General features: G+C 63.9%; 21 protein-coding genes. 14 read left to right on the forward strand and 7 right to left on the reverse strand.

Features of this window, described 5'->3' with window-relative positions; genetic code table 11:
• Window positions 1–39 precede the first annotated feature (39 nt).
• Window positions 40–1,080 (forward strand): LacI family DNA-binding transcriptional regulator, encoded by a 1,041-nt coding sequence (locus N5P29_RS07670; protein ID WP_262278016.1) that lies wholly within the window; start codon window positions 40–42, stop codon window positions 1,078–1,080.
• Here the strand turns inward: N5P29_RS07670 and N5P29_RS07675 are convergent.
• On the reverse strand, window positions 1,072–2,532 hold the full coding sequence (locus N5P29_RS07675; protein WP_262278017.1) for a lipase maturation factor family protein: 1,461 nt from the start codon (window positions 2,530–2,532) through the stop codon (window positions 1,072–1,074). The genes N5P29_RS07670 and N5P29_RS07675 overlap by 9 nt on opposite strands.
• Before the next feature lie 99 nt (window positions 2,533–2,631).
• On the opposite strand from N5P29_RS07675, the gene dxr reads away from it, so the two are divergent.
• The 6 genes from dxr to N5P29_RS07705 all read left to right on the forward strand — a co-directional run bounded on the left by dxr (window position 2,632) and on the right by N5P29_RS07705 (window position 8,399).
• Entirely contained in the window at window positions 2,632–3,819 is a 1,188-nt protein-coding gene (gene dxr / locus N5P29_RS07680; RefSeq protein ID WP_262278018.1) for a 1-deoxy-D-xylulose-5-phosphate reductoisomerase, read from the forward strand.
• Window positions 3,820–3,851: 32 nt separating this feature from the next.
• Window positions 3,852–5,183: a M50 family metallopeptidase gene (locus N5P29_RS07685; protein WP_262278019.1), complete on the forward strand. Its 1,332-nt coding sequence runs from the start codon at window positions 3,852–3,854 to the stop codon at window positions 5,181–5,183.
• A gap of 61 nt (window positions 5,184–5,244) precedes the next feature.
• Window positions 5,245–5,538, forward strand: coding sequence for a YciI family protein (locus tag N5P29_RS07690; protein WP_144663004.1), 294 nt, complete (start codon window positions 5,245–5,247; stop codon window positions 5,536–5,538).
• Between the two features lie 48 nt (window positions 5,539–5,586).
• Window positions 5,587–6,753 carry a flavodoxin-dependent (E)-4-hydroxy-3-methylbut-2-enyl-diphosphate synthase gene (gene ispG / locus N5P29_RS07695; protein WP_144663005.1) on the forward strand — a complete coding sequence of 389 codons (1,167 nt, stop codon included), beginning with the start codon at window positions 5,587–5,589 and terminating at the stop codon, window positions 6,751–6,753.
• Window positions 6,716–7,594: a GNAT family N-acetyltransferase gene (locus N5P29_RS07700; protein WP_262278535.1), complete on the forward strand. Its 879-nt coding sequence runs from the start codon at window positions 6,716–6,718 to the stop codon at window positions 7,592–7,594. Before ispG ends, N5P29_RS07700 begins: the two co-directional genes overlap by 38 nt.
• A 76-nt stretch (window positions 7,595–7,670) precedes the next feature.
• Window positions 7,671–8,399 carry a hypothetical protein gene (locus N5P29_RS07705; protein ID WP_262278020.1) on the forward strand — a complete coding sequence of 243 codons (729 nt, stop codon included), beginning with the start codon at window positions 7,671–7,673 and terminating at the stop codon, window positions 8,397–8,399.
• 58 nt (window positions 8,400–8,457) lie between these two features.
• Here the strand turns inward: N5P29_RS07705 and N5P29_RS07710 are convergent, their stop codons facing one another.
• From N5P29_RS07710 to N5P29_RS07720, 3 genes are read right to left on the reverse strand one after another with little or no spacing between them, the layout of a single operon-like run.
• Window positions 8,458–9,072: a TetR/AcrR family transcriptional regulator gene (locus N5P29_RS07710; protein ID WP_262278021.1), complete on the reverse strand. Its 615-nt coding sequence runs from the start codon at window positions 9,070–9,072 to the stop codon at window positions 8,458–8,460.
• The gene (locus N5P29_RS07715) at window positions 9,069–9,812 is read right to left on the reverse strand and encodes an ABC transporter permease (protein WP_262278022.1); all 744 of its coding nucleotides are present in this window, start codon (window positions 9,810–9,812) and stop codon (window positions 9,069–9,071) included. Before N5P29_RS07715 ends, N5P29_RS07710 begins: the two co-directional genes overlap by 4 nt.
• 8 nt (window positions 9,813–9,820) lie before the next feature.
• Window positions 9,821–10,597 carry an ABC transporter ATP-binding protein gene (locus tag N5P29_RS07720; protein ID WP_262278023.1) on the reverse strand — a complete coding sequence of 259 codons (777 nt, stop codon included), beginning with the start codon at window positions 10,595–10,597 and terminating at the stop codon, window positions 9,821–9,823.
• A 187-nt stretch (window positions 10,598–10,784) separates the two neighbouring features.
• On the opposite strand from N5P29_RS07720, the gene N5P29_RS07725 reads away from it, so the two are divergent.
• The 3 genes from N5P29_RS07725 to N5P29_RS07735 all read left to right on the forward strand — a co-directional run bounded on the left by N5P29_RS07725 (window position 10,785) and on the right by N5P29_RS07735 (window position 13,831).
• Window positions 10,785–11,009: a hypothetical protein gene (locus N5P29_RS07725; RefSeq protein WP_262278536.1), complete on the forward strand. Its 225-nt coding sequence runs from the start codon at window positions 10,785–10,787 to the stop codon at window positions 11,007–11,009.
• A gap of 219 nt (window positions 11,010–11,228) precedes the next feature.
• The gene (locus N5P29_RS07730; RefSeq protein WP_262278024.1) at window positions 11,229–13,040 is read left to right on the forward strand and encodes a proline--tRNA ligase; all 1,812 of its coding nucleotides are present in this window, start codon (window positions 11,229–11,231) and stop codon (window positions 13,038–13,040) included.
• On the forward strand, window positions 13,037–13,831 hold the full coding sequence (locus tag N5P29_RS07735) for a sulfite exporter TauE/SafE family protein (protein ID WP_262278025.1): 795 nt from the start codon (window positions 13,037–13,039) through the stop codon (window positions 13,829–13,831). Before N5P29_RS07730 ends, N5P29_RS07735 begins: the two co-directional genes overlap by 4 nt.
• A 30-nt stretch (window positions 13,832–13,861) precedes the next feature.
• Here the strand turns inward: N5P29_RS07735 and N5P29_RS07740 are convergent, their stop codons facing one another.
• Genes N5P29_RS07740 through N5P29_RS07750 form a run of 3 tightly spaced genes read right to left on the reverse strand, consistent with a single transcriptional unit; the run spans window position 13,862 to window position 16,799 of the window.
• Window positions 13,862–14,866 (reverse strand): aminoglycoside phosphotransferase family protein, encoded by a 1,005-nt coding sequence (locus tag N5P29_RS07740; RefSeq protein WP_410007917.1) that lies wholly within the window; start codon window positions 14,864–14,866, stop codon window positions 13,862–13,864.
• 49 nt (window positions 14,867–14,915) lie between these two features.
• Window positions 14,916–15,644 carry a VIT1/CCC1 transporter family protein gene (locus N5P29_RS07745; protein ID WP_262278027.1) on the reverse strand — a complete coding sequence of 243 codons (729 nt, stop codon included), beginning with the start codon at window positions 15,642–15,644 and terminating at the stop codon, window positions 14,916–14,918.
• Window positions 15,645–15,695: 51 nt separating this feature from the next.
• Window positions 15,696–16,799 (reverse strand): DUF4439 domain-containing protein, encoded by a 1,104-nt coding sequence (locus tag N5P29_RS07750; RefSeq protein WP_262278028.1) that lies wholly within the window; start codon window positions 16,797–16,799, stop codon window positions 15,696–15,698.
• A gap of 105 nt (window positions 16,800–16,904) precedes the next feature.
• Between N5P29_RS07750 and rimP the strand changes: the two genes are divergently transcribed.
• The 4 genes from rimP to infB all read left to right on the forward strand — a co-directional run bounded on the left by rimP (window position 16,905) and on the right by infB (window position 22,034).
• A complete protein-coding gene (gene rimP, locus N5P29_RS07755; RefSeq protein ID WP_262278029.1) occupies window positions 16,905–17,516 on the forward strand; it encodes a ribosome maturation factor RimP in 612 nt (203 codons plus the stop codon).
• Window positions 17,516–18,496, forward strand: a complete 981-nt coding sequence (nusA, locus tag N5P29_RS07760) for a transcription termination factor NusA (protein WP_262278030.1) — start codon at window positions 17,516–17,518, stop codon at window positions 18,494–18,496. Before rimP ends, nusA begins: the two co-directional genes overlap by 1 nt.
• Window positions 18,497–18,690: 194 nt before the next feature.
• Window positions 18,691–19,032 (forward strand): YlxR family protein, encoded by a 342-nt coding sequence (locus tag N5P29_RS07765; RefSeq protein WP_262278031.1) that lies wholly within the window; start codon window positions 18,691–18,693, stop codon window positions 19,030–19,032.
• A 152-nt stretch (window positions 19,033–19,184) separates the two neighbouring features.
• Complete coding sequence (gene infB, locus N5P29_RS07770; RefSeq protein ID WP_262278032.1) at window positions 19,185–22,034, forward strand: translation initiation factor IF-2; 2,850 nt, start codon at window positions 19,185–19,187, stop codon at window positions 22,032–22,034.
• Window positions 22,035–22,047 lie beyond the last annotated feature (13 nt).

The following is a 22,047-nucleotide window of genomic DNA, read 5'->3' on the forward strand; positions in this document are numbered from 1 at the left end:
ACTGAATTGCACGTCGAAAGATTTCGAAAGTTGGGAACCATGGTTCGAGAAGTGCGTCCGCCCAAGTTGACCCTGGCCGCCGTCGCCAAGGAAGTGGGCGTTTCGGCGCCGACGGTATCCAAGGTGGTCAACGGCCGGCAGGATGTTGCCGAGGAGACCAGGAACCGCGTTCTTGCAGCACTGCAGAGGACGGGCTACAGGTCCCCGCTCCAACGGAAAAGCCCTCCCCTGCAGCACGCTGTGGAGGTAGTCTTCGACTCCCTGAACTCCGCCTACTCCGTGGAAGTACTCAACGGCATCCTGGAGCAAGCCGCAGCCTCGGACATGGAGGTCATCCTCTCTGTCACCAGCCGCCAGGCCGGCTCGCCGTTGGGACCTGAAGATCGCGCACAGCGCATGCTCGACGAGGGCCGCAGCGGCATGATCGTTGTTACGTCGGCCTTCGGTTCCGGGCAACTGAAGCCATTCCAGCGTCGCCGGATACCTGTCGTCGTAGTCGATCCCCTCAACCCGCCGCCGGGAAACGTGTTCAGTGTTGGGGCCAGCAACTGGGCCGGCGGAAAGGCCGCAGCCACCCACCTGCTCGACCTTGGACACCGTCGCATCGCCCACATAGGAGGGCCCGCCGGCGCCGAATGCAGCCAAGCCAGGTTGCATGGCTATATGGCCGCCCTCATGGCGGCAGGCGTACCTGTCGTGGAGGAATACATTTCAGCAGGCCCCTTCCGGTCCACGAACGGAGTGGACGCGATGAAATCACTCCTGGCCCTGGACGAACCGCCAACGGCAATTTTTGCCGGCAGCGACAGCATTGCCCTTGGCGTCCTGGCGGAGGCCAGGCGGCAGAATATCCGCATTCCGGAGGACATGAGCCTGGTCGGATTCGATGGCACGCCGCAGGCGGAAGAGTCGCTCCCGCCGCTGACTTCTGTGTCCCAGCCCCTGCAGGACATGGGACGTTCGGCACTGAACTTCATCCTCCGCCAACGGAGCGGGGAGGAAATCGACTCCCGCCGGGTCGAACTGGCCACGCACCTGGTGGTCCGCGAGTCCACTGCACCTCCGCGGGCGCTAGGCTGAGTGTCGCCGATCAGGACGGGGGCTGAGCGGCGGAATGGCTTCGTCGAGCAGCACCCGCACCCAGCGATCGCCGGTTTCACGGAACTCGGCCCGGGTGGCGAAGCGGTACAGGTAGCTGCACGCCCGCACCCAACGGGGGCGCTCGCCGTCGAACGGGTCATGGCGAAGCAGCCGAAGCGTTGGCGCGTCCGCCTCCAGCAGTTTGTTGAGGAAAGCGTAAAACCAATCCTCGTGCACGGTCCGCAGCGGCAGGAACCACATCATCCAGTCCAGCCGCAGATGGTACGGCGCCCATTGCCGGGGCAGGCGGCGAACGTCGCCCGGCTTGCCCTTGAAGCCGTATTCCTGCCAGTTGTCATCGGGAGCGTCCGGCTGCACGGCCATGGTGCCTTCCACCACGATCTCGATACGCTGTTTGGTGACGGTCCCGAACGCTCCATAGGCGTTGACCAGGCGCCACCGGTTGAAACTGGCGTTCATGAGCTGTCGTCGTGAAAAGAGGTTCAGAAGCGGTCGATAACTCAGGACCAGCAGCAAGCCGGTCACCAGGACGACGACGGCGAGCCACCACACCGGGGTTTGGGCGCCCGGGTGCCACTCAAGCGGGATGTACGGGAAGACGGCGTGGGCAACGGGGTCGCTTACGGCGGCGAAAGCCAGCACTATGGCCGCCCAGTTCAGCCAGGCGAAGTTCCCGGATGCCACGAGCCAGAGTTGCGTGACGATGATGATCCCTGCGGCGATGCTGGCCAGTGGCTGCGGCGCAAAGAGGAAGAACGGCACCACCAGCTGTGCGAAGTGGTTGCCGATCACTTCAACCTTGTGCAGCGGTCGGGGCAGAAGGTGGGCCTGCCTGCTGAGCGGGCCGGGCATTGGTTGGGTCTCGTGGTGGTAGTACATCGCCGTCATGTCCCGCCACTCCCTTCCGCCCCGGATCTTGATCATGCCCGCGCCGAACTCCAGCCGGAACACCAGCCAGGTGATCAGGACCAGGATGGGGGTGGGCGGTGGCGTTTGGTCCGAGCCAAGGAACGCCACGACAAATCCGGTCTCGAGAAGCAGGATTTCCCAGCCGAACCCATAGAACGTCTGGCCGACGTTGACGATGGACATGTACCCAAACCACAGGGCAAGAAAGGCCAGCATCGGCAGCCACGGAGGGCCTGCTTGCGGGACGCCGAGCAACAACAGCGCCGCCAAGGCGATTCCCACCCAGCACACAGCCCTGAGCATCGCATCGGAGTAGTGGCGGCGGAACATAGTGGGCCTGCCCATCCGCCGGGCCAGGCCCAGGAAACCCGGCACGGGCAACAGCCCGCGCTCACCCAACAGGGTGGGGAACTGGTTCAACGTTGACAGAAAGGCGACAGCGTAGAGTGCCGCTGTGCCCCGCTGCAGCACTTGGCGGGCGAACTCGTAGTCCCATGCATCAAACCAGGACAGCCATTCCACAATTCCACCGTACGCGGGGGAGTCCAGCGGTCAAGCAAAGCGCCTCTACGTCAGGGCACCCCGTTCGCCGCTCCCGGTGCCGGCTGGGATACTTAAGCCATGCAGCCGCGCAAGATCGTCATCCTCGGGTCCACAGGTTCCATCGGCACACAGGCGATTGACGTCGTCGACGCCGCCCCGCACCGTTTCGAGGTTGTGGCGCTGAGCGCCGGCGGAGGGAACCTGGAGCTTCTCGCGAATCAGGCGGTCCACACCCGGGTCCAGGCAGTGGGCATTGCGCAGGGTGATCCTGCGGTCCTGAAGCGCCTGATCGAGGCCGCCGCGGTTGAAGCCGGCCTGAAGAACTTCGCCCCTGACATCTTTGCCGGGCCCGACGCCTCCACCCGGATCGCTGCCATCGAATGCGATGTCGTCCTCAACGGCATCACCGGCTCCATCGGACTTGCCCCCACGCTCGCCGCGCTCGGCACCGGAGCCACCCTTGCCCTGGCAAACAAGGAATCGCTGATCGTTGGTGGTGCCTTGGTCAAGGCAGCTGCCCGCCCGGGCCAGATCGTTCCTGTCGACTCCGAGCACTCCGCGATCGCCCAATGCCTGCGGTCCGGGACCGAGCAGGAAGTCGAGAAGCTGATCCTGACAGCTTCCGGGGGTCCTTTCCGTGGCCGCTCCCGCGAACAGCTCCACCACGTCACCCCGCAGGAAGCATTGGCACACCCCACCTGGGACATGGGGCTCATGGTCACCACCAATTCAGCCAGCCTGGTCAACAAAGGCCTGGAAGTGATCGAAGCCCACCTGCTTTTCGATGTGCCCTTGGACCGGATCGATGTGGTGGTCCATCCCCAGTCCGTGGTCCATTCGATGGTCCAGTTCGTGGACGGATCCATCATCGCCCAGGCCTCGCCGCCGGACATGCGCCTTCCCATCGCCCTTGGACTGGGGTGGCCGGACCGGGTTCCGCACGCTGCGAAGGCCTGCGATTGGACGCAGGCCACAAGCTGGACGTTCGAACCGCTGGACGCTGTGGCCTTTCCCGCCGTCGACCTCGCCAAGGACGCAGCCAAGCAAGGCAGCACCTTCCCGGCAGTGTTCAACGCGGCCAATGAGGAAGCCGTTGAAGCCTTCCATGCGGGCCGCATCCGCTTCACGGACATCGTTGACACGGTCGAATCCGTCCTCAGCGAACATTCAGGCTCCTCTGAGCTGACAGTGGAGTCCGTGCTGGATGCTGAGAAGTGGGCACGAGCCCGAACCCACGATCGTTTAGCATCAAGCAGCGCCCTGTAGTCCCAAACCCTTACGGAAGCAGTCCCACCGGCATGAGTCCCGTCCTTCTCTTCATTCTTGGAGTCGTCTTCGTCGCAATCGGCGTCGCCGTCTCCATTGCGCTGCACGAGGTAGGCCACCTGGTGCCGGCGAAACTCTTCAAGGTGCGCGTCACCAAGTACATGATCGGCTTCGGGCCCACGCTCTGGTCCAAAAAGAAGGGCGAGACGGAGTACGGCTTCAAGGCGCTGCCCTTGGGTGGCTACGTCTCCATGATCGGCATGTACCCGCCCAACAAGGACGACGGCGGCGTCCGTCCTTCCAGTACCGGCATGTTCCAGACGCTCGCCACGGAGGCGCGCTCCGTGGCCCATGAAGAAGTAGGACCCGGCGATGAGCGGCGGGTCTTCTACAAGCTTCCCGTGTGGAAGAAGATCATCATTATGCTCGGCGGACCGGCCATGAACATGGTTATTGGCCTGGTGCTGCTGGCAGTGCTCCTCATGGGCTTCGGCGTTGCCAAAGCAACCACCACCATTGCCGACGTTTCCAAATGCCAGGTGGCTGCAGGACAAACCGTCGACCCCGACTCTGCCGACTGCAAGCTCACTCCGGCCGCAGCGGCCGGGCTCCAGCCCAATGACACCGTCACTTCCTTTGATGGCAAGCCCGTCACCAACTGGGACGAGCTGACCGGCTGGATCCGTGCCTCCGCCGGGAGGGAAGTCCCCATCACGGTGGAACGGAACGGTGCGTCCGTCGAGACAACAGTGACACCTGTACTCTCATCGCGCCCTGTCATCGGCGCCGATGGCCGGCAGTCCCAGGACGCCAATGGCGTATTGCAGTACCAGGAAGTCGGCTTCCTGGGCATCGGATCGCAAAGCGCCTTGGTGCCCCAACCGGCGTCGGCCGTTCTTCCCATGGCGGGGGAGAACATCAAACAGATTTCCGGTGTGATCTTCAACCTGCCCGCCAGGGTGGTCGGGGTTGCCAAGGCAGCCTTCAGCGAAGAACCGCGGGACCCGAACGGCCCCATCAGCGTGGTGGGCGTTGGCCGGGTTGCCGGTGAAGTAGCGGCCATGGAGCAGGTACCGCTCGAGGCCAGGATCGCCACCCTGATCGGGTTGCTGGCAGGACTGAATTTCGCACTTGCCATCTTCAACCTCATCCCGCTCCTGCCGCTCGACGGCGGCCATGTGGCCGGTGCCCTGTACGAAGGAATACGACGCCGGGTGGCCAAGTTGCGTGGAAGGCCGGACCCCGGAGCCTTCGATATTGCCAAGCTCTTGCCCGTGACCTACGTCGTGGCGGCGCTGCTGCTTGGCATGAGCGTCCTGCTGATCTACGCGGACATCGTCAAGCCCGTGAACATCTTCGGCTGAGCCATGACTATTCACGCCACTGTGAACCTTTCCTGCCGGGCAAGGGGGATAGGCTAGCACCATGACTGTTTTCGCTGTTGAGTATGTATACGTCGCCGATTCCGACGCCCTCCGCGACGAAGCCCGCCCAGCACACCGTGCCTGGCTCGCCGAACTGGCAGAGGACAACAAGCTCCTCGCCAGCGGCCCGTACGGCGACGGTGCTGGTGCCCTGCTGATCTTCAAGTCCTCTGAAGAAGCAGAACTCAATGACCTCCTCAAGCAGGATCCATTCGCCGAAGCCGGAGTTATCGCCGGCATCCGCACCACGGAATGGTCCCCCATCATTGGCGTCCTGGCAGCCCACGCTTCCTAGCCCGGGCTTCCTCCACCACAACGATCCACCCCAACCCAAGGAGTCCACGTGACCTCGGTCAGCCTGGGAATGCCAGCAGCCCCACCCCCCGTCCTTGCCCCGCGCCGTAAGACGCGGCAAATCAAGGTTGGTTCCGTTGGCGTCGGCTCTGACTCGCCCATCAGTGTTCAGTCGATGACCACGACGCCCACCACCGATATCAACGCCACCCTCCAGCAGATTGCCGAACTCACGGCATCCGGCTGCGACATTGTGCGCGTTGCCTGCCCCTCCGCTGACGATGCCGAAGCGTTGCCCATCATCGCCCGGAAGTCCCAGATCCCCGTGATCGCCGACATCCACTTCCAGCCCAAGTATGTCTTCGCCGCCATCGAAGCAGGATGCGCCGCCGTACGGGTGAACCCCGGCAACATCCGCAAATTCGATGACCAGGTCAAGGAAATCGCCGCAGCGGCCCGGGACCACGGCACCTCCATCCGCATCGGCGTCAATGCCGGCTCCCTTGAGCCGGGCATCCTGAAGAAGTACGGCAAGGCTACTCCGGAGGCGCTCGTTGAGTCCGCTGTCTGGGAGGCGTCCCTGTTCGAAGAGCACGGATTCCACGACTTCAAGATCTCCGTCAAGCACAATGACCCCGTGGTCATGGTGGCCGCGTACGAAATGCTGGCAGAGAAAGGCGACTGGCCGCTGCACCTCGGAGTCACCGAAGCCGGCCCGGCCTTCCAAGGCACCATCAAGTCGGCCACGGCCTTCGGTGCGCTCCTTTCCCGCGGGATCGGCGACACCATCCGCGTTTCCCTCTCCGCCCCTCCGGTGGAAGAGATCAAGGTGGGCAACCAGATCCTGCAGTCCCTGAACCTGCGCCCCCGCAAGCTGGAGATTGTGTCCTGCCCGTCCTGTGGCCGTGCCCAGGTAGACGTTTACACGCTCGCGGAGCAGGTGACGGCTGGTCTGGAAGGCATGGAGATTCCGCTGCGGGTTGCCGTGATGGGCTGTGTAGTCAACGGACCGGGTGAAGCACGCGAAGCGGACCTTGGTGTGGCCTCCGGAAACGGCAAGGGCCAGATTTTCGTGAAGGGCGAAGTCATTAAGACTGTGCCGGAGAGCGAAATTGTTGAGACACTGATCGAAGAGGCCATGCGTATCGCTGAAGAGATGGGGGAGGCCGATGGCGAAGATGCTGTCAAGGGTAGCCCCGTGGTTAGCGTCTCGTAACGAGAACGGCTTAGGGGTCAGGGTGCTCGGCGGTGCCGACACCCTGGCTCTTCGTGCGCTCGCAAACGAGGACGCGGTGGCCAACGTCTTTATCCTCGCCCATCTCGAAAGTACGGGCACCGCGGCACCCACCAGCGGCGGGGCCAGCGTGTTCGGAGTCTTCGACGGCGAGACCCTCCTGGGTGCCTGCTGGGCCGGAGCCAACCTGGTCCCCGTCCAGCTGGATCCCGGCCTGGCTGGCTACGTGGCCAACGCCGCCCATCAAAACGGTCGCCGGTACGCTTCGATTTTCGGGCCGGCGGAGACAGTGCTTGCGCTCTATTCCCGCTTCGAGCAGTTGGGCCACCTGGCCCATGAGGTCCGCGCCGAACAGCCACTTCTCTCTATCTCCGGCGGCCCTGTCATCAGCGCCAATCCTGCCCTGACTTTTGGCTCAATGGCCGATTTCGACAGGATCCTGCCAGCATGTGCCGCCATGTTCGAAGAAGAAGTAGGCTACTCGCCGTTTCTGGGCGGCCAGGAGTTCTACAGCAAACGGGTGGCCGGCCTCATCCGGCAAGGCCATTCGCTGGTGCATATCGACGCTTCCGGAACGGTGGTCTTCAAGGCCGAGCTAGGGGCTGTTACCAAGGAAGTCACCCAGGTCCAGGGCGTGTGGATGAATCCGGAGCTGCGTGGCCGCGGCCAGAGCGCCGGCTACATGGCCGCCGTCGTTAACCTCTCAAGGTCGTTTGCGCCCGTGACGAGCCTGTACGTCAACGACTACAACACCAAAGCCCGTGCCACCTACGAGCGCGTGGGTTTTGAACAGGTGGGCACGTTCGCGACGGTCCTGTTTTAGGACTGGAGCCGGCTGCTTGTAGTCTTATCGCGGTTGGCGCATGCCAAGCATCACTCAAAAATCCGTTGGGGAACAAATGAATAAGAATGCGCTGCGCGGTTTTGCCGTGTCAGGACTGTTGGTTATGGGCCTTGCCGCGTGCAGCGGTGCCGGTACTTCCACGGAAGCGGCGTCCGCGCCGGCCAGCGAAACGGCGACACCCACGCCCGTTGAATTCCGCTCGTACTCAAAGGCGGAGCTGACAAAGATTGTGGGCGACGTCCGTGACGGCAAGGGCACCAAGCTTATGGTGATGCCGGATGGACAGATGGCCGACACCATGAAGCAAGTGAAGGACCTCCTGGCGAACAGCGTCATTGAGCCCGCGTCCTGCACAAGCTTCCTGACTGGTGGCGGTATCCAGATGGAAGAAGGCGCCACGATGAGCATCGGCGCCTCGGCCAGTTCAACGGCTGAAACAGCTCACCTTCTGTCGTTGTTCTCCGGAGCCTCGGAGGACAAGGTCAAAGCCGTTGCCGAGAACAGTGCCAAGGATCTCGCTGCCTGTGGTGACATCCAGATGACAGTCATGGGAAGCGTGGTGCATGCCAGCGTTAAGGCGCTGCCCACCTCCGCGAAGACTCCGGGGGCCATCGCCTACCACAGCACTGCAGCTGGGGAAGCGGGATCACAGGAGCAGCTGTTCGTCAGCACGGTCAAGAGTGGAGTCGTCCTGGTGGCACAGTCCACCGGTACGAAGGTCTCGGATTCCGATCTCCCCAAGCTTGAGGCGATGCTGGACCAGGCTGCCGATCTCATCAAGTAGCCGCTGGAAACTGTGTAGCAGTACATGTCGTTTTGGAGCGTCATAACGGCATGTACTGCTACTTACTTGGGGAGGCCAGGTTGCCGGTGAGGTAGTGCTGGATGTTCGGGGCCACCAAGCGGACCACCTCCTCGGGTGGGGCGGACGCCAGGGGCTGTAGCCGGATCACGTATCGCGCCAGCATGAGGCCCACCACTTGGGTAGCCACCAGGTTTCCGCGCAGCCGCACTTCCTCGGCGGAGCCCGGCAAGCCCCCCATGATCCGTGGCAGGACCGCCCTGCTGACCACTTCCTTCATCAGCGCCGTCTTGGCCTTGGAGCCGATGGTTCCGCGGGCGAAGGCCACCATGGCGTGCTGTGCCGGGCCTTCCCAGAGCTCAAGGATGGCGCGGACAATGACTTCCGCCCTCACCTGGGGGTCTGCGTTTTCGACGTCGGACAGGACCGCCGCGGGGTCCGCCGGCAATTCGACGCTTGCTGCGAACAGCTCGTCTTTGCCCTTGAAGAAATGGTGCACCATGGCCGGATCCACGCCGGCTTCGCGGGCTACCTGGCGCAGGCTTGTTCCATCGAACCCCTGCTCCGCGAAAAGCCCCCGGGCGGCAGCCAGTATGGCTTCCCTGGAGTGATCTTCCTGACTGCGTCGGCCGCGTCGCAGCTGCGGGAGGCTCATCGCGTTTGTCGCCGCAGGGTCAGCGACGCCAGCACCAACACGCCCACCACGATCGCAGCCATCACCGAGGCGTCCTGCCACATCGCCGACGTCGCCTCGGAATTGCCTGCGATCTCCTTCAGGGCGTCCACCGAGAAAGTCAGCGGCAGGACGCCCGAGATGCCGTCCAGGACCTCATTCATGTGCTCCCGTGCCACGAACAGTCCGCACAGCAGGATCTGGGGGACCACCACCACCGGCATGAACTGCACGGCCTGGAACTCCGTCCGGGCGAACGCCGAGCACAGCAAGCCCAGGGCAACCCCCAGGACCGCATTGATCACGGCGATCAGTACCACCAGGGAAGGGCTTCCTTTGATGTCGAGATGGAAAATCCAGTACGCCACCGCCGTGGCCACCAGGGACTGCAGGGCGGCCATGATGGAGAAGGCCAAGGCATAGCCGAACAGCAGGTCCGCTTTGTGGATGGGTGTGGTCAGCAACCGCTCCAGGGTCCCGGAGGTGCGTTCGCGGAGCATGGTGATGGAGGTGACCAGGAACATCACCACGAAGGGGAAGATGGCCAGCATCATCAGGCCCACCCGATCAAACGTCCTGGGCGCCCCTGGTGGCAGGCTTTCGTTTTCGTAGAGGAAGTACACGGCCGTCAGCAGGAGGGCCGGCACCACGAGGATCAGCGCCACGCTCCGGTGATCGTGCCGCAATTGGCCCAGGACGCGGGCGGTGGTTGCGATGGTCATTCTAAGGTTCATGACGATGCCACCTGGCTTTCCTGCTGGCCGCGGCCAGCGGCCTTGATCATGGTCAGGAACGCCCGTTCGAGGTCGTCGCTGTGTCCGCGTTCGGCGAGCTCGGCCGGTGTGAGTTGGGCCAGCAGTAGGCCGTCCCTCAACAGCAGCAAGGTGGAGCAGTGGGAGGCTTCCTCCATGACGTGGCTGGAGACCAAAAGGGTGGTTCCCTGCTCAGCCATGGCGGCGAAGCGCTCCCAGAGTTCGGCCCGCAGCACGGGATCCAAACCGACAGTTGGCTCGTCCAGAACCAGCAGTTTCGGGCGGGCCACCAGCGCGCATGCCAGGGACACACGGCTGAACTGGCCACCGGACAGGTCAGCGGCTTTCTGCCGTGCGAAGTCCTGGAGCCCGACGGCGGCAATCGCCTCGGTGACGTCGGCCGCCGTCGCGCCGTGCATGGCGCCAAAGTAGCGGACATTCGCTTCGACGCTGAGGTCCCCGTAGACGCTGGCGCCTTGGGTGACGTAGCCGACGTCGTGCCTCAACGGCGTGCTTCCGGCGGGCAAGCCGAGGACGGTGACGGTGCCCCGGGTAATCCGCTGGACTCCGACGATGGCGCGCATCAGAGTGGTCTTTCCGCTTCCCGATGGCCCCAGCAGTCCCGCTATCCGGCCGGATTCCACTGAGAAGTCGAGGCCGCGCAGGACGCGGGTACGTCCCAGTGAAACGTGCAGCCCTGACGCGCTGATGGCGGCAGCGGGTGGGGGAGCGGCGTGACGGGCAATGTGCGACATGGTGGCCTCACGAATATCAAGTAATTCACCAAGTGATGAATTAAAGCTAAGACTGCTTCTCAACCGGGTCAAGGATTTTCCTTGTCCATCGAAAGTACAAAAATCCTTGAAATCGTGTCCGTCATCACATAGGTTCATCCCAACCGTGTCGTTGGGGCGCGGATGATCACTGAGGGGAATCGTGACAATGGCAGTTGGCGTTGATCTTTCCAAAGCACTGGACAAGGCGTACGAGGACAAGAGTCTCAAGGAAATTCTGGATGCATCTCCGGCCGCCTTGGCAGGTGTCACCGATGCCACGGCAAAAGCCTTGAAGGATTCCCTGGGTATCGACACCATCCGCGAGCTCGGCAGCAATAAGTTCTTCGCAGTCGCAGGCGTACTCGTCGCCCTGGAGGGCAAGACCAAGTAGTCAACGGATAACGCTTGCGGCCGGCCGGCCGTTGAGCCACGCCCTCGCAGGATGACCAGCCCACGGCGGCCAGGGGCTTCCACTCGCGAAGGCGTGGCTCTTCCGCGTTCAGGGCAACGCAGCGGGTGGATCCGTACGTTTAAAGGCGCAAGGCCGCAAGCCGGTAGATTAGTACGCAGTTGTTTTTGCCACACCTGCCAAAGAAACGGATACGTACCCGTGGTCCTTCGCCTTTCCCAGTTATTCCTGCGCACCCTGCGTGAAGATCCCGTCGACGCTGAGGTCGCCAGCCACAAGCTCCTGGTCCGCGCCGGCTACATCCGCCGTGCCGCGCCCGGCATCTACACCTGGTTGCCGCTGGGCCTAAGCGTCCTGCGCAAGGTCGAAGAAATCATCCGCCAGGAAATGGCCGCCATCGGGGCCCAGGAAGTCCACTTCCCGGCACTGCTTCCGCGCGAACCCTACGAGGCGACCAACCGCTGGACCGAGTACGGCGAAGGCCTGTTCCGCCTCCAGGACCGCAAGGGTGCCGACTATCTGCTGGCCCCCACGCACGAGGAAATGTTCACCCTCCTGGTCAAGGACCTGTACTCGTCATACAAAGACCTGCCGCTGAGCCTCTACCAGATCCAGAACAAGTACCGCGACGAAGCCCGTCCCCGCGCGGGCCTCCTCCGCGGCCGCGAGTTCATCATGAAGGACTCCTACTCGTTCGACGTCGACGACGCCGGCTTGGACGCAAGCTACGCCGCCCACCGGGCCGCCTACCTGAAGATTTTCGAACGGCTGGGCCTTGAAGTGATTCCCGTTGCTGCCACAGCCGGTGCCATGGGCGGCTCCAAGAGCGAGGAATTCCTGTTCCCCACCGAGATCGGCGAGGACACGTTTGTTCGCTCCGCAGGCGGCTACTACGCCAACGTCGAAGCTGTCACCACCGTTGTCCCGGACGACATCGACTTCAGCAACGCCCCTGCCGCCGAGGTCCTGGACACACCGAACACGCCCACCATCGAGACCCTGGTCGCCGCAGCGAACCAGCTTGCTCCGCGCACCGGTTCCGACGACGGCCCCTGGACTGCCGCTGACACGCTCAAGAATGTTGTCCTCGCCGTCACGCTGCCAACCGGTGAGCGCCAGATCGTGGTGATCGGCGTTCCGGGTGACCGCGCCGTTGATCTGAAGCGCGTGGAAGCAAACATCGGATCCCACCTGCCTATCGCAGGGGAGATCGGGCTTGAGGCCGCAAATGAGGAAGACCTCAAGAAGCTGCCGTGGCTCGTGAAGGGCTACATCGGCCCCGGGCTGTCCCTTGACCAGCCTGTCCTTGGACTTGAAGGCTCCTCCAAAGTGCTGTTCCTGGTCGACCCCCGCGTTGTGTCCGGCACCAGCTGGATCACCGGTGCCAACTCCGAGGGCAAGCACGTCTTCGGCCTGGTGGCAGGCCGCGACTTTGGGTGGGACGGCGTCATCGAGAGCACTGAGGTGCGTGCCGGCGATCCCGCCCCCGACGGTTCCGGGCCCCTGGAGACCGCACGCGGTATCGAAATGGGACACATTTTCCAGCTCGGCCGCAAGTACGCCGAAGCCCTGGAGCTCAAGGTCCTGGACCAGAACGGCAAGCAGGTTGTCGTGACCATGGGCTCCTACGGAGTAGGCGTGACCCGTGCCGTTGCTGCCCTGGCTGAAGCGAACCACGACGAACGCGGCATCGTGTGGCCCCGTTCGGTTGCTCCGGCCGATGTCCACGTCGTGGCTGTCGGACGCGGCGAGGAGATCTTCGAGGCCGCCGAGAGGCTCTCCAGCGAGCTCGAGGCTGCCGGGCTGGACGTCATCTTCGATGACCGGCCCAAGGTATCTCCCGGCGTCAAGTTCGGCGACGCCGAGCTCGTGGGTGTGCCAACCATCCTGGCTGTTGGACGCGGACTGGCAGATGGCGTTGTCGAAATCAAGGACCGTCGCAGCGGCGAGGCAGAGAATGTCGCCGTCGACAAGGCCGTGGATTACGTGGTCAACGCCGTTCGTTCCCGGTGATTTCGGGCTTCGACTCCATCCAGCTCACCACGATCATCCTGATTGTGGTGGCTGGATTCGCAGCCGGCTGGATTGACGCAGTAGTTGGAGGCGGGGGACTGATCCAGCTCCCCGCCCTGCTGCTGGTGCCCGGCATCACGCCTGTCCAAGCGTTGGCGACCAACAAAATGGGTTCCATCTTCGGGACCACCACCAGTGCCGTGACGTACTACCGCCGTGTAGGGCCGGACCTGAAGACCGCGATTCCCATGGCGGTGATTGCGCTGGCCGGGAGCTTCGGCGGCGCAATCCTCGCCGCATCACTGCCCGCGAGTGTTTTCAAGCCGATCATCGTCCTGGCCCTGATCGCCGTCGCCATCTTTACCGCGTTGCGTCCCGGCGCAGGCGAGCTGACGGCCTTGCGCCATGACGGCCACAAACACTATGTTGTGGCCTGCCTCATTGGTGGTGTCATCGGTTTCTACGACGGTCTTATCGGCCCGGGAACTGGTTCATTCCTGGTGATTGCCCTGGTTTCGGCCATGGGCTACGCGTTCCTGGAAGCCAGCGCCAAAGCCAAGATCGTCAACATGGCAACCAACGCCGGAGCACTGATCTTCTTCCTGCCGCATGGCTCATTGCTGTGGGGAGTGGGCCTGGTCCTCGGACTGGCCAACATGGCTGGGGGCTATCTGGGAGCCAGGACAGCCGTCGCCAGGGGAAGCAAGTTCGTGCGCCTCGTTTTTCTCATCGTCGTGGCGGCGCTGATCGTCAAACTGGGTGTGGATGTCTGGAACGAAAACTTCGCCTGAGGCGGCTCGGTGCTCAGTTTCCAAGTAAACTCAGCTTCTGAGCTCACCTGGGTCAGGAAGTTCGTGGGCTCGCGGCAAATGGTCCAGCGTCCGGCCTGCCATGGTGCTGGCAACCCACAAGGAGCGCGCCAGATCTCCGTTGTGTCCGGGTTTAGTGGCGTACCACAATGCGTTGGCAACCTCGCGGGCAATGCTCCACTGCCGTGCAACCTCCGGGTCAAGGCCTGCGGCAAGGCTGAAGTCCGTGCAGCGCTCACGCAACGCGGTCTCCGGATCTGTGCGGGAGAGGTCATGAATGCGGTTCCAGAGAAGCGGTGCCACGGAGAATTCGGCCTCGCCGATCTGCGGCTGTGGATCGATGGCGAGATAGCTCCTGCGCCCATGTTGGTCTTCACGCGTGGCAAGGATGTTCATGAAGTGCAGATCGGTGTGCACCAGCACGTCTTTGCCTGAACGGCGGCCTACGGCTCCGCGCGTTTGGCACACCTCAAGGGCCGCCTCCAACAACCATCTGGGGAAGGGGCGCTCAAGACGCTCCCATTCAGCGGGCAGTTCATCGCTCCAGCGCTCCGCGGTCCCTGCTATGTGGTCAAAGGCCTGCCACTGGAGTCCTTCGCCGGGCTGTATTGACAGCTCCCGGACAATGCCGCCCCACGAGTCCACTGCCTGGTCCATCGAAACGTCCTGCAGCCAGCGTGAGGCATCCAATCGTTCCAGGAGCATGGAGCAGCTGGCAGCATCGGAAGCCAGCAGGCGGACAGCGCCCCGGCCGTCCCACAGTTCCAGTGCGTGCCGCTCCACCCTCGCCTCGTCGTGGGGGAATGCAATCTTCAAGGCTGCAGCGCCGCCGTCCTGCAAGACCGGCACCACCAAAGCACCGTGGCCGTTCCATGGTTCCCCGCCAGGGGCCAGGTCCACAGTGAGCTGCCAGCGTTCCAGTGCTTCGGAGATGAGTCCCGGCAGGCTGGCCAGCCAGTCCCGGCCCGCGGAGTCGCGGTTGTAACGGGCGTGGAGGTCGCCCGGAATGGGAATCATCGCGTGAAGGGTCACGCGAACAGCCTAACTCCGCGGCAAGGCCCGGCCCCTAGAAAACGCCGCTGGCGCCCAAGAGCGTTCCGATGGAGAACGTCGCCGCCAATGCCAGGGCTCCGCCAAGCACCACACGGACAGCTGCCCGGAAGCGTGAAGCCCCGCCGATCCAAGCCCCGATGGCCCCTGTTATGGCCAGTGCCAGAAGCACGGCGACGAACGTCAGGGGCACCCGCATCTCCGGCGGAGGAAGCAGGATGGCCAGCATCGGCAGCACTGCTCCCAACGTGAACGCCACTGCGGAGGCGAAGGCAGCGTTCCATGGGCTCACGATGTCGTTTACGTGGATGTTCAGTTCGGCGGACAGATGGGCAGCCAAGGCATCGTGCTCTGTCAGTTCCTCGGCTACGGTCCTCGCCGTCCTGGGGCTAAGGCCCTTGGATTCGTAGATCGCGGCAAGCTCATTGAGTTCGTCCTCGGGTTGCTCAGCGAGTTCCCGGCGTTCCTTTTCGATCAGGGCCTTTTGCGTGTCGCTCTGGCTGCTGACGGACACGTATTCTCCCAACGCCATGGAGATCGCTCCGCCCACCAAACCGGCTGTTCCCGCTGCCAGGATGCTTCCCGTGTTGGTGGTGGCACCGGCCACGCCCACCACGATTGCGGCGACCGATACGATCCCGTCGTTCGCCCCCAGCACCCCGGCCCGTAGCCAGTTCAGCCGGTGCGCCAGGTCGTCGCGGTGTGGCTCGTTCTCGTGGGTGGTGGCAGTTTCTGTGGAGGCCATGTTCCAAGCCAAGCACCTGTGGACGGCCTTGACCAGCATGGCTAGGCTCGCCTATCCCGCGCTCGTTGACTTTGGCGGTGCAGAAGCAGTACCTGGGGTGGGCAGTGCAGGCAACTGCCCGGCGTCGAACGTTATCCCGGGCAAGGCCGGGAGGGCGGCGCCCCAGGCGACGCTCCTGCGGGTCGCGGCAAGCAGGCCATCCAACGCCCAGGCGCGGGTTTCTCCGGTGGACAAGGCGACAAGGTCCGCGAAGCCCGGCAAAGAAGACGCTTCGAGCGCACCCAAGGCGGCGGCGGGGTCCTTGGCGAACAGCTCCGGCAGCTGGTATCCGGCCGATGCCGGGGGAACGTCGCCGCAGTTGGCGCGCGTCAAGGCCTCGGCCTGCCTGAGCAGGAGGGCATGAACTTGCGAGTCCTTGGCGGCCTGGGTGGCGGCGCCGGCGTCCAGCCTTTTCTGGGCTACCTGGTAGGCATAGACGGCTTCCTGCTGCGAGCGGACCACTGCGGCGAGGGCAGAATCTGTGGTGGCCGACAACGGTTTTGGAGTCGGGCTTACGGACGGGCAGGCGGCCGCTGTCGGCGTGGCCGCCGGTACAGTCGTTGACGCCTCGGCCTTTGCAGCGGATGAAGAATCCACAGGCAAGGGCAACTGCCAGGCCGCGGCCAGCGATTCGGAGTGGATCAGTTGGGCAGTGCCGACGGCGGCGAGCAGGCGGGCGATTCCGCCGTCGGCCTCCCGCGCGTCCGCCAGGCGCTTCGTTCCGCTCGCGGAGAGTTGCTCCAGCAGGGAAGCACGCGTCGCCGCTGCGGGGCCGGGCGTGATGGTGGACGCAGGGGCGGAGCTGATGGCGGTATCTCCGGGAGCCATGAGGGCCCGTGCCTGCGTTGTCAGCAAAGTCACAACACGGGCAAGGGCAGGGGTTTTGGCTTCCGGAGCTTCGGCGCTGGACAGAGCTCCAGCCGATTCCAGCAACCGCACCGCATCGGAGGAGGCCTCGGTGCGGGCGGATTCGGAGAAGGAAACGGGCGCAGGAGTCCCGGAATCGCGCGGAACCAGCACCATTCCGGTGCCCGCAACCAGCAGGGCCACCACGGCAACCAGCAAAACCCGGCCCCAGTCCGGTGTGCGTCGTTTTTCGCTTGTTTGCCCGTTCACAACACACCATGGTGTCACGTGGGCGGGCGACTCAGTGCACCATGTCGCGCGGAAAATCGTTAGGCTAGTAGTCACAACAACATCTATCGGGAGGCGGCGGGCAACGTGAGTGACTCGGAAGCCACGACTTCAACAGACCGTTCTGAATCGAACTCAACGGCCACCATCCACAACCCGGAAGAGAGCAGGCTTAAAGCGCTGCTCGAACCGGCGGTCCTTGCCAGCAGGCTCTACCTCGAGGATGTTTCCATCCACGTTGCCGGATCACACCGCACCGTCCACGTCGTCGTGGACCTTCCGCAGGAGGAAACCGGCGGCGTCAGTCTTGATGCCATCGCCGATGTCTCCCGCGGACTGTCGGATATCCTTGACAACGATCCCCACGACGACGGCCGTCCCTACGACCTTGAGGTTTCCTCCCCGGGCGTTGGACGTCCCCTGACCGAACCCCGCCACTGGCACCGTGCCCGCGGCCGCATGGTCAGGGTCAACGTCATCCAGGGCGAGAACGTGCTGGGCCGCATCACGTCCGTCGGTGAGACCGATGTGACGCTGATCCCCGAGCACGAAGTCAAGAAGGGCATGAAGCCCAAGCAAGGTGACCCCATCACTATTCCTTTCGACAGGATCCGCCAAGGAAAAGTCGAGATTGAATTCAGCCACCTCCATGAGGCTGCGCTGGAAGACGAGCACAACGGACCTTCCGAGGAGGCCTAATGGATATTGACATGAGCGCACTGAGACTCCTGGAGCGTGAGCGTGAAATCCCGCTGGATCTCCTGATTCCCACCATCGAACAAGCGCTGCTGGTGGCATACCACAAGACGCCGGGCGCCTTCGAAAAGGCCCGTGCGGAACTGGACCGCAAGAGCGGACACGTGACCATCTGGGCCACGGAAATCGACGACGACGGCGAGGCCATCGGCGAGTTCGAAGACACCCCGGCCGGCTTCGGCCGCATCGCGGCCAGCACCGCACGCCAGATCATCCTCCAACGCCTGCGCGACGTTGAGGACGACAACGTGCTGGGCGAGTTCAAGGGCCGTGAAGGCGAACTCGTGGCAGGAATGATCCAGCAGGGCAACAACCCGCACATGATCCAGGTCAACCTGGGGGCCATCGAAGCGCTGCTTCCCCCGCCCGAGCAGGTTCCCGGCGAGAAGTACCTGCACGGAAGCCGCCTGCGGGCCTTCGTTGTGGACGTCCACCGCGGCGCCAAGGGTCCATCCATCACCCTGTCCCGCTCGCACCCCGGCCTGGTCCGGAAGCTCTTCGAAATGGAAGTTCCGGAGATCGCGGACCGCTCCGTGGAGATTGTGGCGCTGGCCCGCGAGGCCGGTCACCGTACCAAGATCGCGGTGAAGGCCAACATCCCGGGCGTCAATGCCAAGGGTGCCTGCATCGGTGAAATGGGTTCGCGCGTCCGCGCTGTCATGACTGAACTGAACGACGAAAAGATCGACATCGTCGACTTCAGCGAGGACCCCGCGACCTTCATCGCGAACTCGTTGTCGCCGTCGAGGGTGAATTCGGTCACAATCACGGATGAGGCTACCCGTTCTGCACGCGTCGTGGTCCCTGACTACCAGCTTTCGCTTGCGATCGGCAAAGAGGGCCAGAACGCCCGGCTTGCGGCCAAGCTGACGGGATGGCGCATCGATATCGTTTCGGACGCCGCGCCAGCCAAGTCTGAATAGTGGGGAGCGGGGCGGCCCCGGCCGCCCGTTCCACGCCACGCTCCCGGCGCCCCTGGTTTCAGGACTCAGGGGCCGGGGGGCTAGAATGGATGGAACCGGGCTTACGTCCGGTATCCATGTGTTTTGGTGTGCCACGGCTGAATTGACCAGCCTGGACGCCGGGCGACAGTAGCGTAAGGCAGGTTGGACACGTCGTGGCTGAACTGCTTGAACGCGTCCAAGGGCCTGTTCGCACGTGCATTGGATGCCGGAAGCAAGGCTCCCGGTCCGAGCTTGTCCGGCTGGTCGCCCAAGGCGGCGGTTCATCCGCCGTCCTCGTCGATGTTCGACGCCGGATGACCGGCAGGGGTGCGTGGCTGCACCCCAGCGAGAAGTGCTTGGCATTGGCGATCAAGCGTCGCGCGTTCGGAAGGGCCCTTGCGGGCGCTACCGAAACGGGCGCCGTCGAACGCTACCTGATGCCGGGTTCGCCACTTGTGGATGCCGCGGCACCCACAGGAAAACCGTCCAAACCTGAAAGCGGGTCAGAAAACTGATGGAAACCCGATGAGTTCCCAGCGATGAGTGCGTAACGATGACAACTTTGTTGCGCTCTGCAATGGGCCTTTCATGCGCGCAAGCGGCGAAGGCCCGCAGTAAGAAGTAGACGGTTCGTGCCTGGCTCGGTGCGGACCGAGACAGGAGAAATGTGGCCAAGGTCCGCGTACATGAGCTCGCCAAAGAGCTCGGTATTACTTCCAAAGATGCAGTGACCAAACTGCAGGAATTGGGCGAATTCGTTCGCTCCGCCTCTTCCACCATTGAGGCCCCCGTCGTGAAGAAGCTTCGCGACGCCTACCCGGGTGCCGGCGCTGCCAAGTCTGCCGCCCCCGCAGCCGCTCCTGCGGCTAACCGTCCCGTATCCCGTCCGGCTGCTCCGGCTCCGGGCCCTGCGACGCCGAAGGCCCCGGCCCCGGCGCCTGCAGCTCCCGCTGCGGCAGCTCCGGCCCCCTCGGCTCCGGCAGCACCTGCTGCTCCGGCCGCATCCACCCCGGTTTCGGCCAAGCCCGGTGCACGTCCTGCTCCCAAGGCAGAGACTCCTTCCCCGGCACGCCAAGGCGGCCAGGCCCCGCGTCCGGGCGGTCCCCGTCCCGGCAACAACCCGTTCGCTACGTCGCAGGGCATGCCCCGCGGCCGTGGTGGCGATGGCGACCGTCCGCCGCGTCCGGGCAACAACCCGTTCGCACCGTCCCAGGGCATGCCCCGTGGCGAACGCCGCAATGATGGCGAACGTCCCGGTGGTCCCCGCCCCGCGGCCGGCACCGGTGGTCCCCGTCCCGCAGCAGGAACCGGTGGTCCCCGTCCGGGTGCCCCGCGTCCTGGCGCACCCCGCCCGGGCGCTCCGCGTCCTGCCGGTGGTCCCGGCGGCGGAAACCGTCCGACTCCGGGCATGATGCCCAACCGCACTGAGCGTCCGGCTCCGGGTGGCGCTGGTCGTCCCGGCGGCGCAGGCCGTCCAGGTGGCGGACCGGGTCGTCCCGGTGGCGCTCCAGGTTCAGGCACGGGTGGCGGAGCTCCCGCCGGCGGTGGCTTTGGCAAGGGCGGCCGCGGCCGCGGTGGCACTCAGGGTGCCTTCGGCAAGGGCGGCGCCGGTCGTGGCAAGCAGCGCAAGTCGAAGCGTGCCAAGCGCCAGGAACTGGAGCAGATGAGTGCTCCGTCGCTGGGCGGCGTATCAGTACCCCGCGGTGACGGCGAGACCATCATCCGCCTGCGTCGCGGCTCGTCCATCACGGACTTCGCCGAGAAGATCGATGCGAACCCCGCATCGCTGGTGACCGTTCTGTTCCACCTTGGTGAGATGGCAACGGCAACCCAGTCGCTGGATGAAGACACCTTTGCCCTGCTTGGTGCCGAACTTGGCTACAAGCTTCAGGTTGTTTCGCCCGAAGACGAGGAGCGCGAGCTCCTGGACCAGTTCGACATCAACATCCAGGACGAACTCGACGCCGAAGGCGACGACGTCCTCGAGCCGCGTCCGCCGGTTGTCACCGTCATGGGTCACGTTGACCACGGTAAGACCCGCCTGCTTGACGCCATCCGCAACTCCAACGTTGTGGCCGGCGAGCACGGTGGCATCACCCAGCACATCGGTGCTTACCAGATCAGCCACATCCACGAGGGCCAGGCCCGCGACATCACCTTCATCGACACCCCCGGTCACGAGGCCTTCACGGCCATGCGTGCCCGTGGTGCGAAGGTGACCGACATCGCGATCCTGGTTGTCGCAGCCGACGACGGCGTCATGCCGCAGACGGTTGAAGCACTCAACCACGCGCAGGCAGCCAATGTGCCGATTGTCGTCGCCGTGAACAAGATCGACAAGGAAGGCGCCAACCCGGACAAGGTCAAGGGCCAGCTCACCGAGTACGGCCTGGTTCCCGAAGAATACGGTGGCGACACCATGTTCGTTGAGGTTTCCGCACGCCAGAACCTCAACATCGATGAACTGATCGACGCCGTCCTGCTGACCGCAGACGCCGCCTTGGATCTGCGCGCCAACCCGGACAAGGACGCTCGAGGCATTGCCATCGAAGCGAACCTGGACAAGGGCCGCGGTTCCGTGGCCACCGTCCTGGTGCAGTCGGGTACTTTGGCTGTTGGTGACACGATCGTTGCCGGCACGGCTCACGGCCGCGTCCGCGCAATGTTCGACGAGAACGGCGAGGCACTGGATGTCGCGCTGCCGTCCCGTCCGGTCCAGGTGCTCGGTTTGTCCAACGTGCCGCGTGCAGGTGACACCTTCCTGGTGACCCCGGACGAGCGTACGGCCCGCCAGATCGCCGAGAAGCGTGAAGCGGCAGACCGCAACGCCGCCCTGGCCAAGCGCCGCAAGCGCATCAGCCTGGAAGACTTCGACCAGGCAGTTGCCGAAGGCAAGATCGACACCCTCAACCTCATCCTCAAGGGTGACGTGTCCGGTGCCGTGGAAGCCCTCGAAGACGCCTTGCTCAAGATCGACGTCGGAGACGACGACGTTCAGCTCCGGGTCATCCACCGCGGTGTTGGTGCCATCACGCAGAACGACGTCAACCTGGCAACGGTGGACAACGCCATCATCATCGGCTTCAACGTCAAGCCGGCTGAGCGCGTGGCTGAACTGGCTGACCGTGAAGGCGTGGACATGCGCTTCTACTCGGTCATCTACGCGGCCATCGATGACATTGAGATGGCTCTCAAGGGCATGCTCAAGCCTGAATACGAGGAAGTCCAGCTCGGTACTGCCGAGGTCCGCGAAGTCTTCCGTTCTTCCAAGTTCGGTAACATCGCAGGCTCGATAGTCCGCTCGGGCATCATCCGCCGCAACACCAAGGCCCGTGTCAGCCGCGACGGCAAGGTCATCGGTGACAACCTCACCGTTGAGACGCTCAAGCGCTTCAAGGATGACGCCACCGAAGTCCGTACCGACTTCGAGTGTGGTATCGGTCTTGGCTCCTTCAATGACATCAGCGAAGGCGACATCATCGAGACCTTCGAGATGCGCGAAAAGCCGCGCGTCTAGGTTCCGCAGGGAA

Source organism: Paenarthrobacter sp. JL.01a (genome assembly GCF_025452095.1).
Lineage (GTDB): Bacteria > Actinomycetota > Actinomycetes > Actinomycetales > Micrococcaceae > Arthrobacter.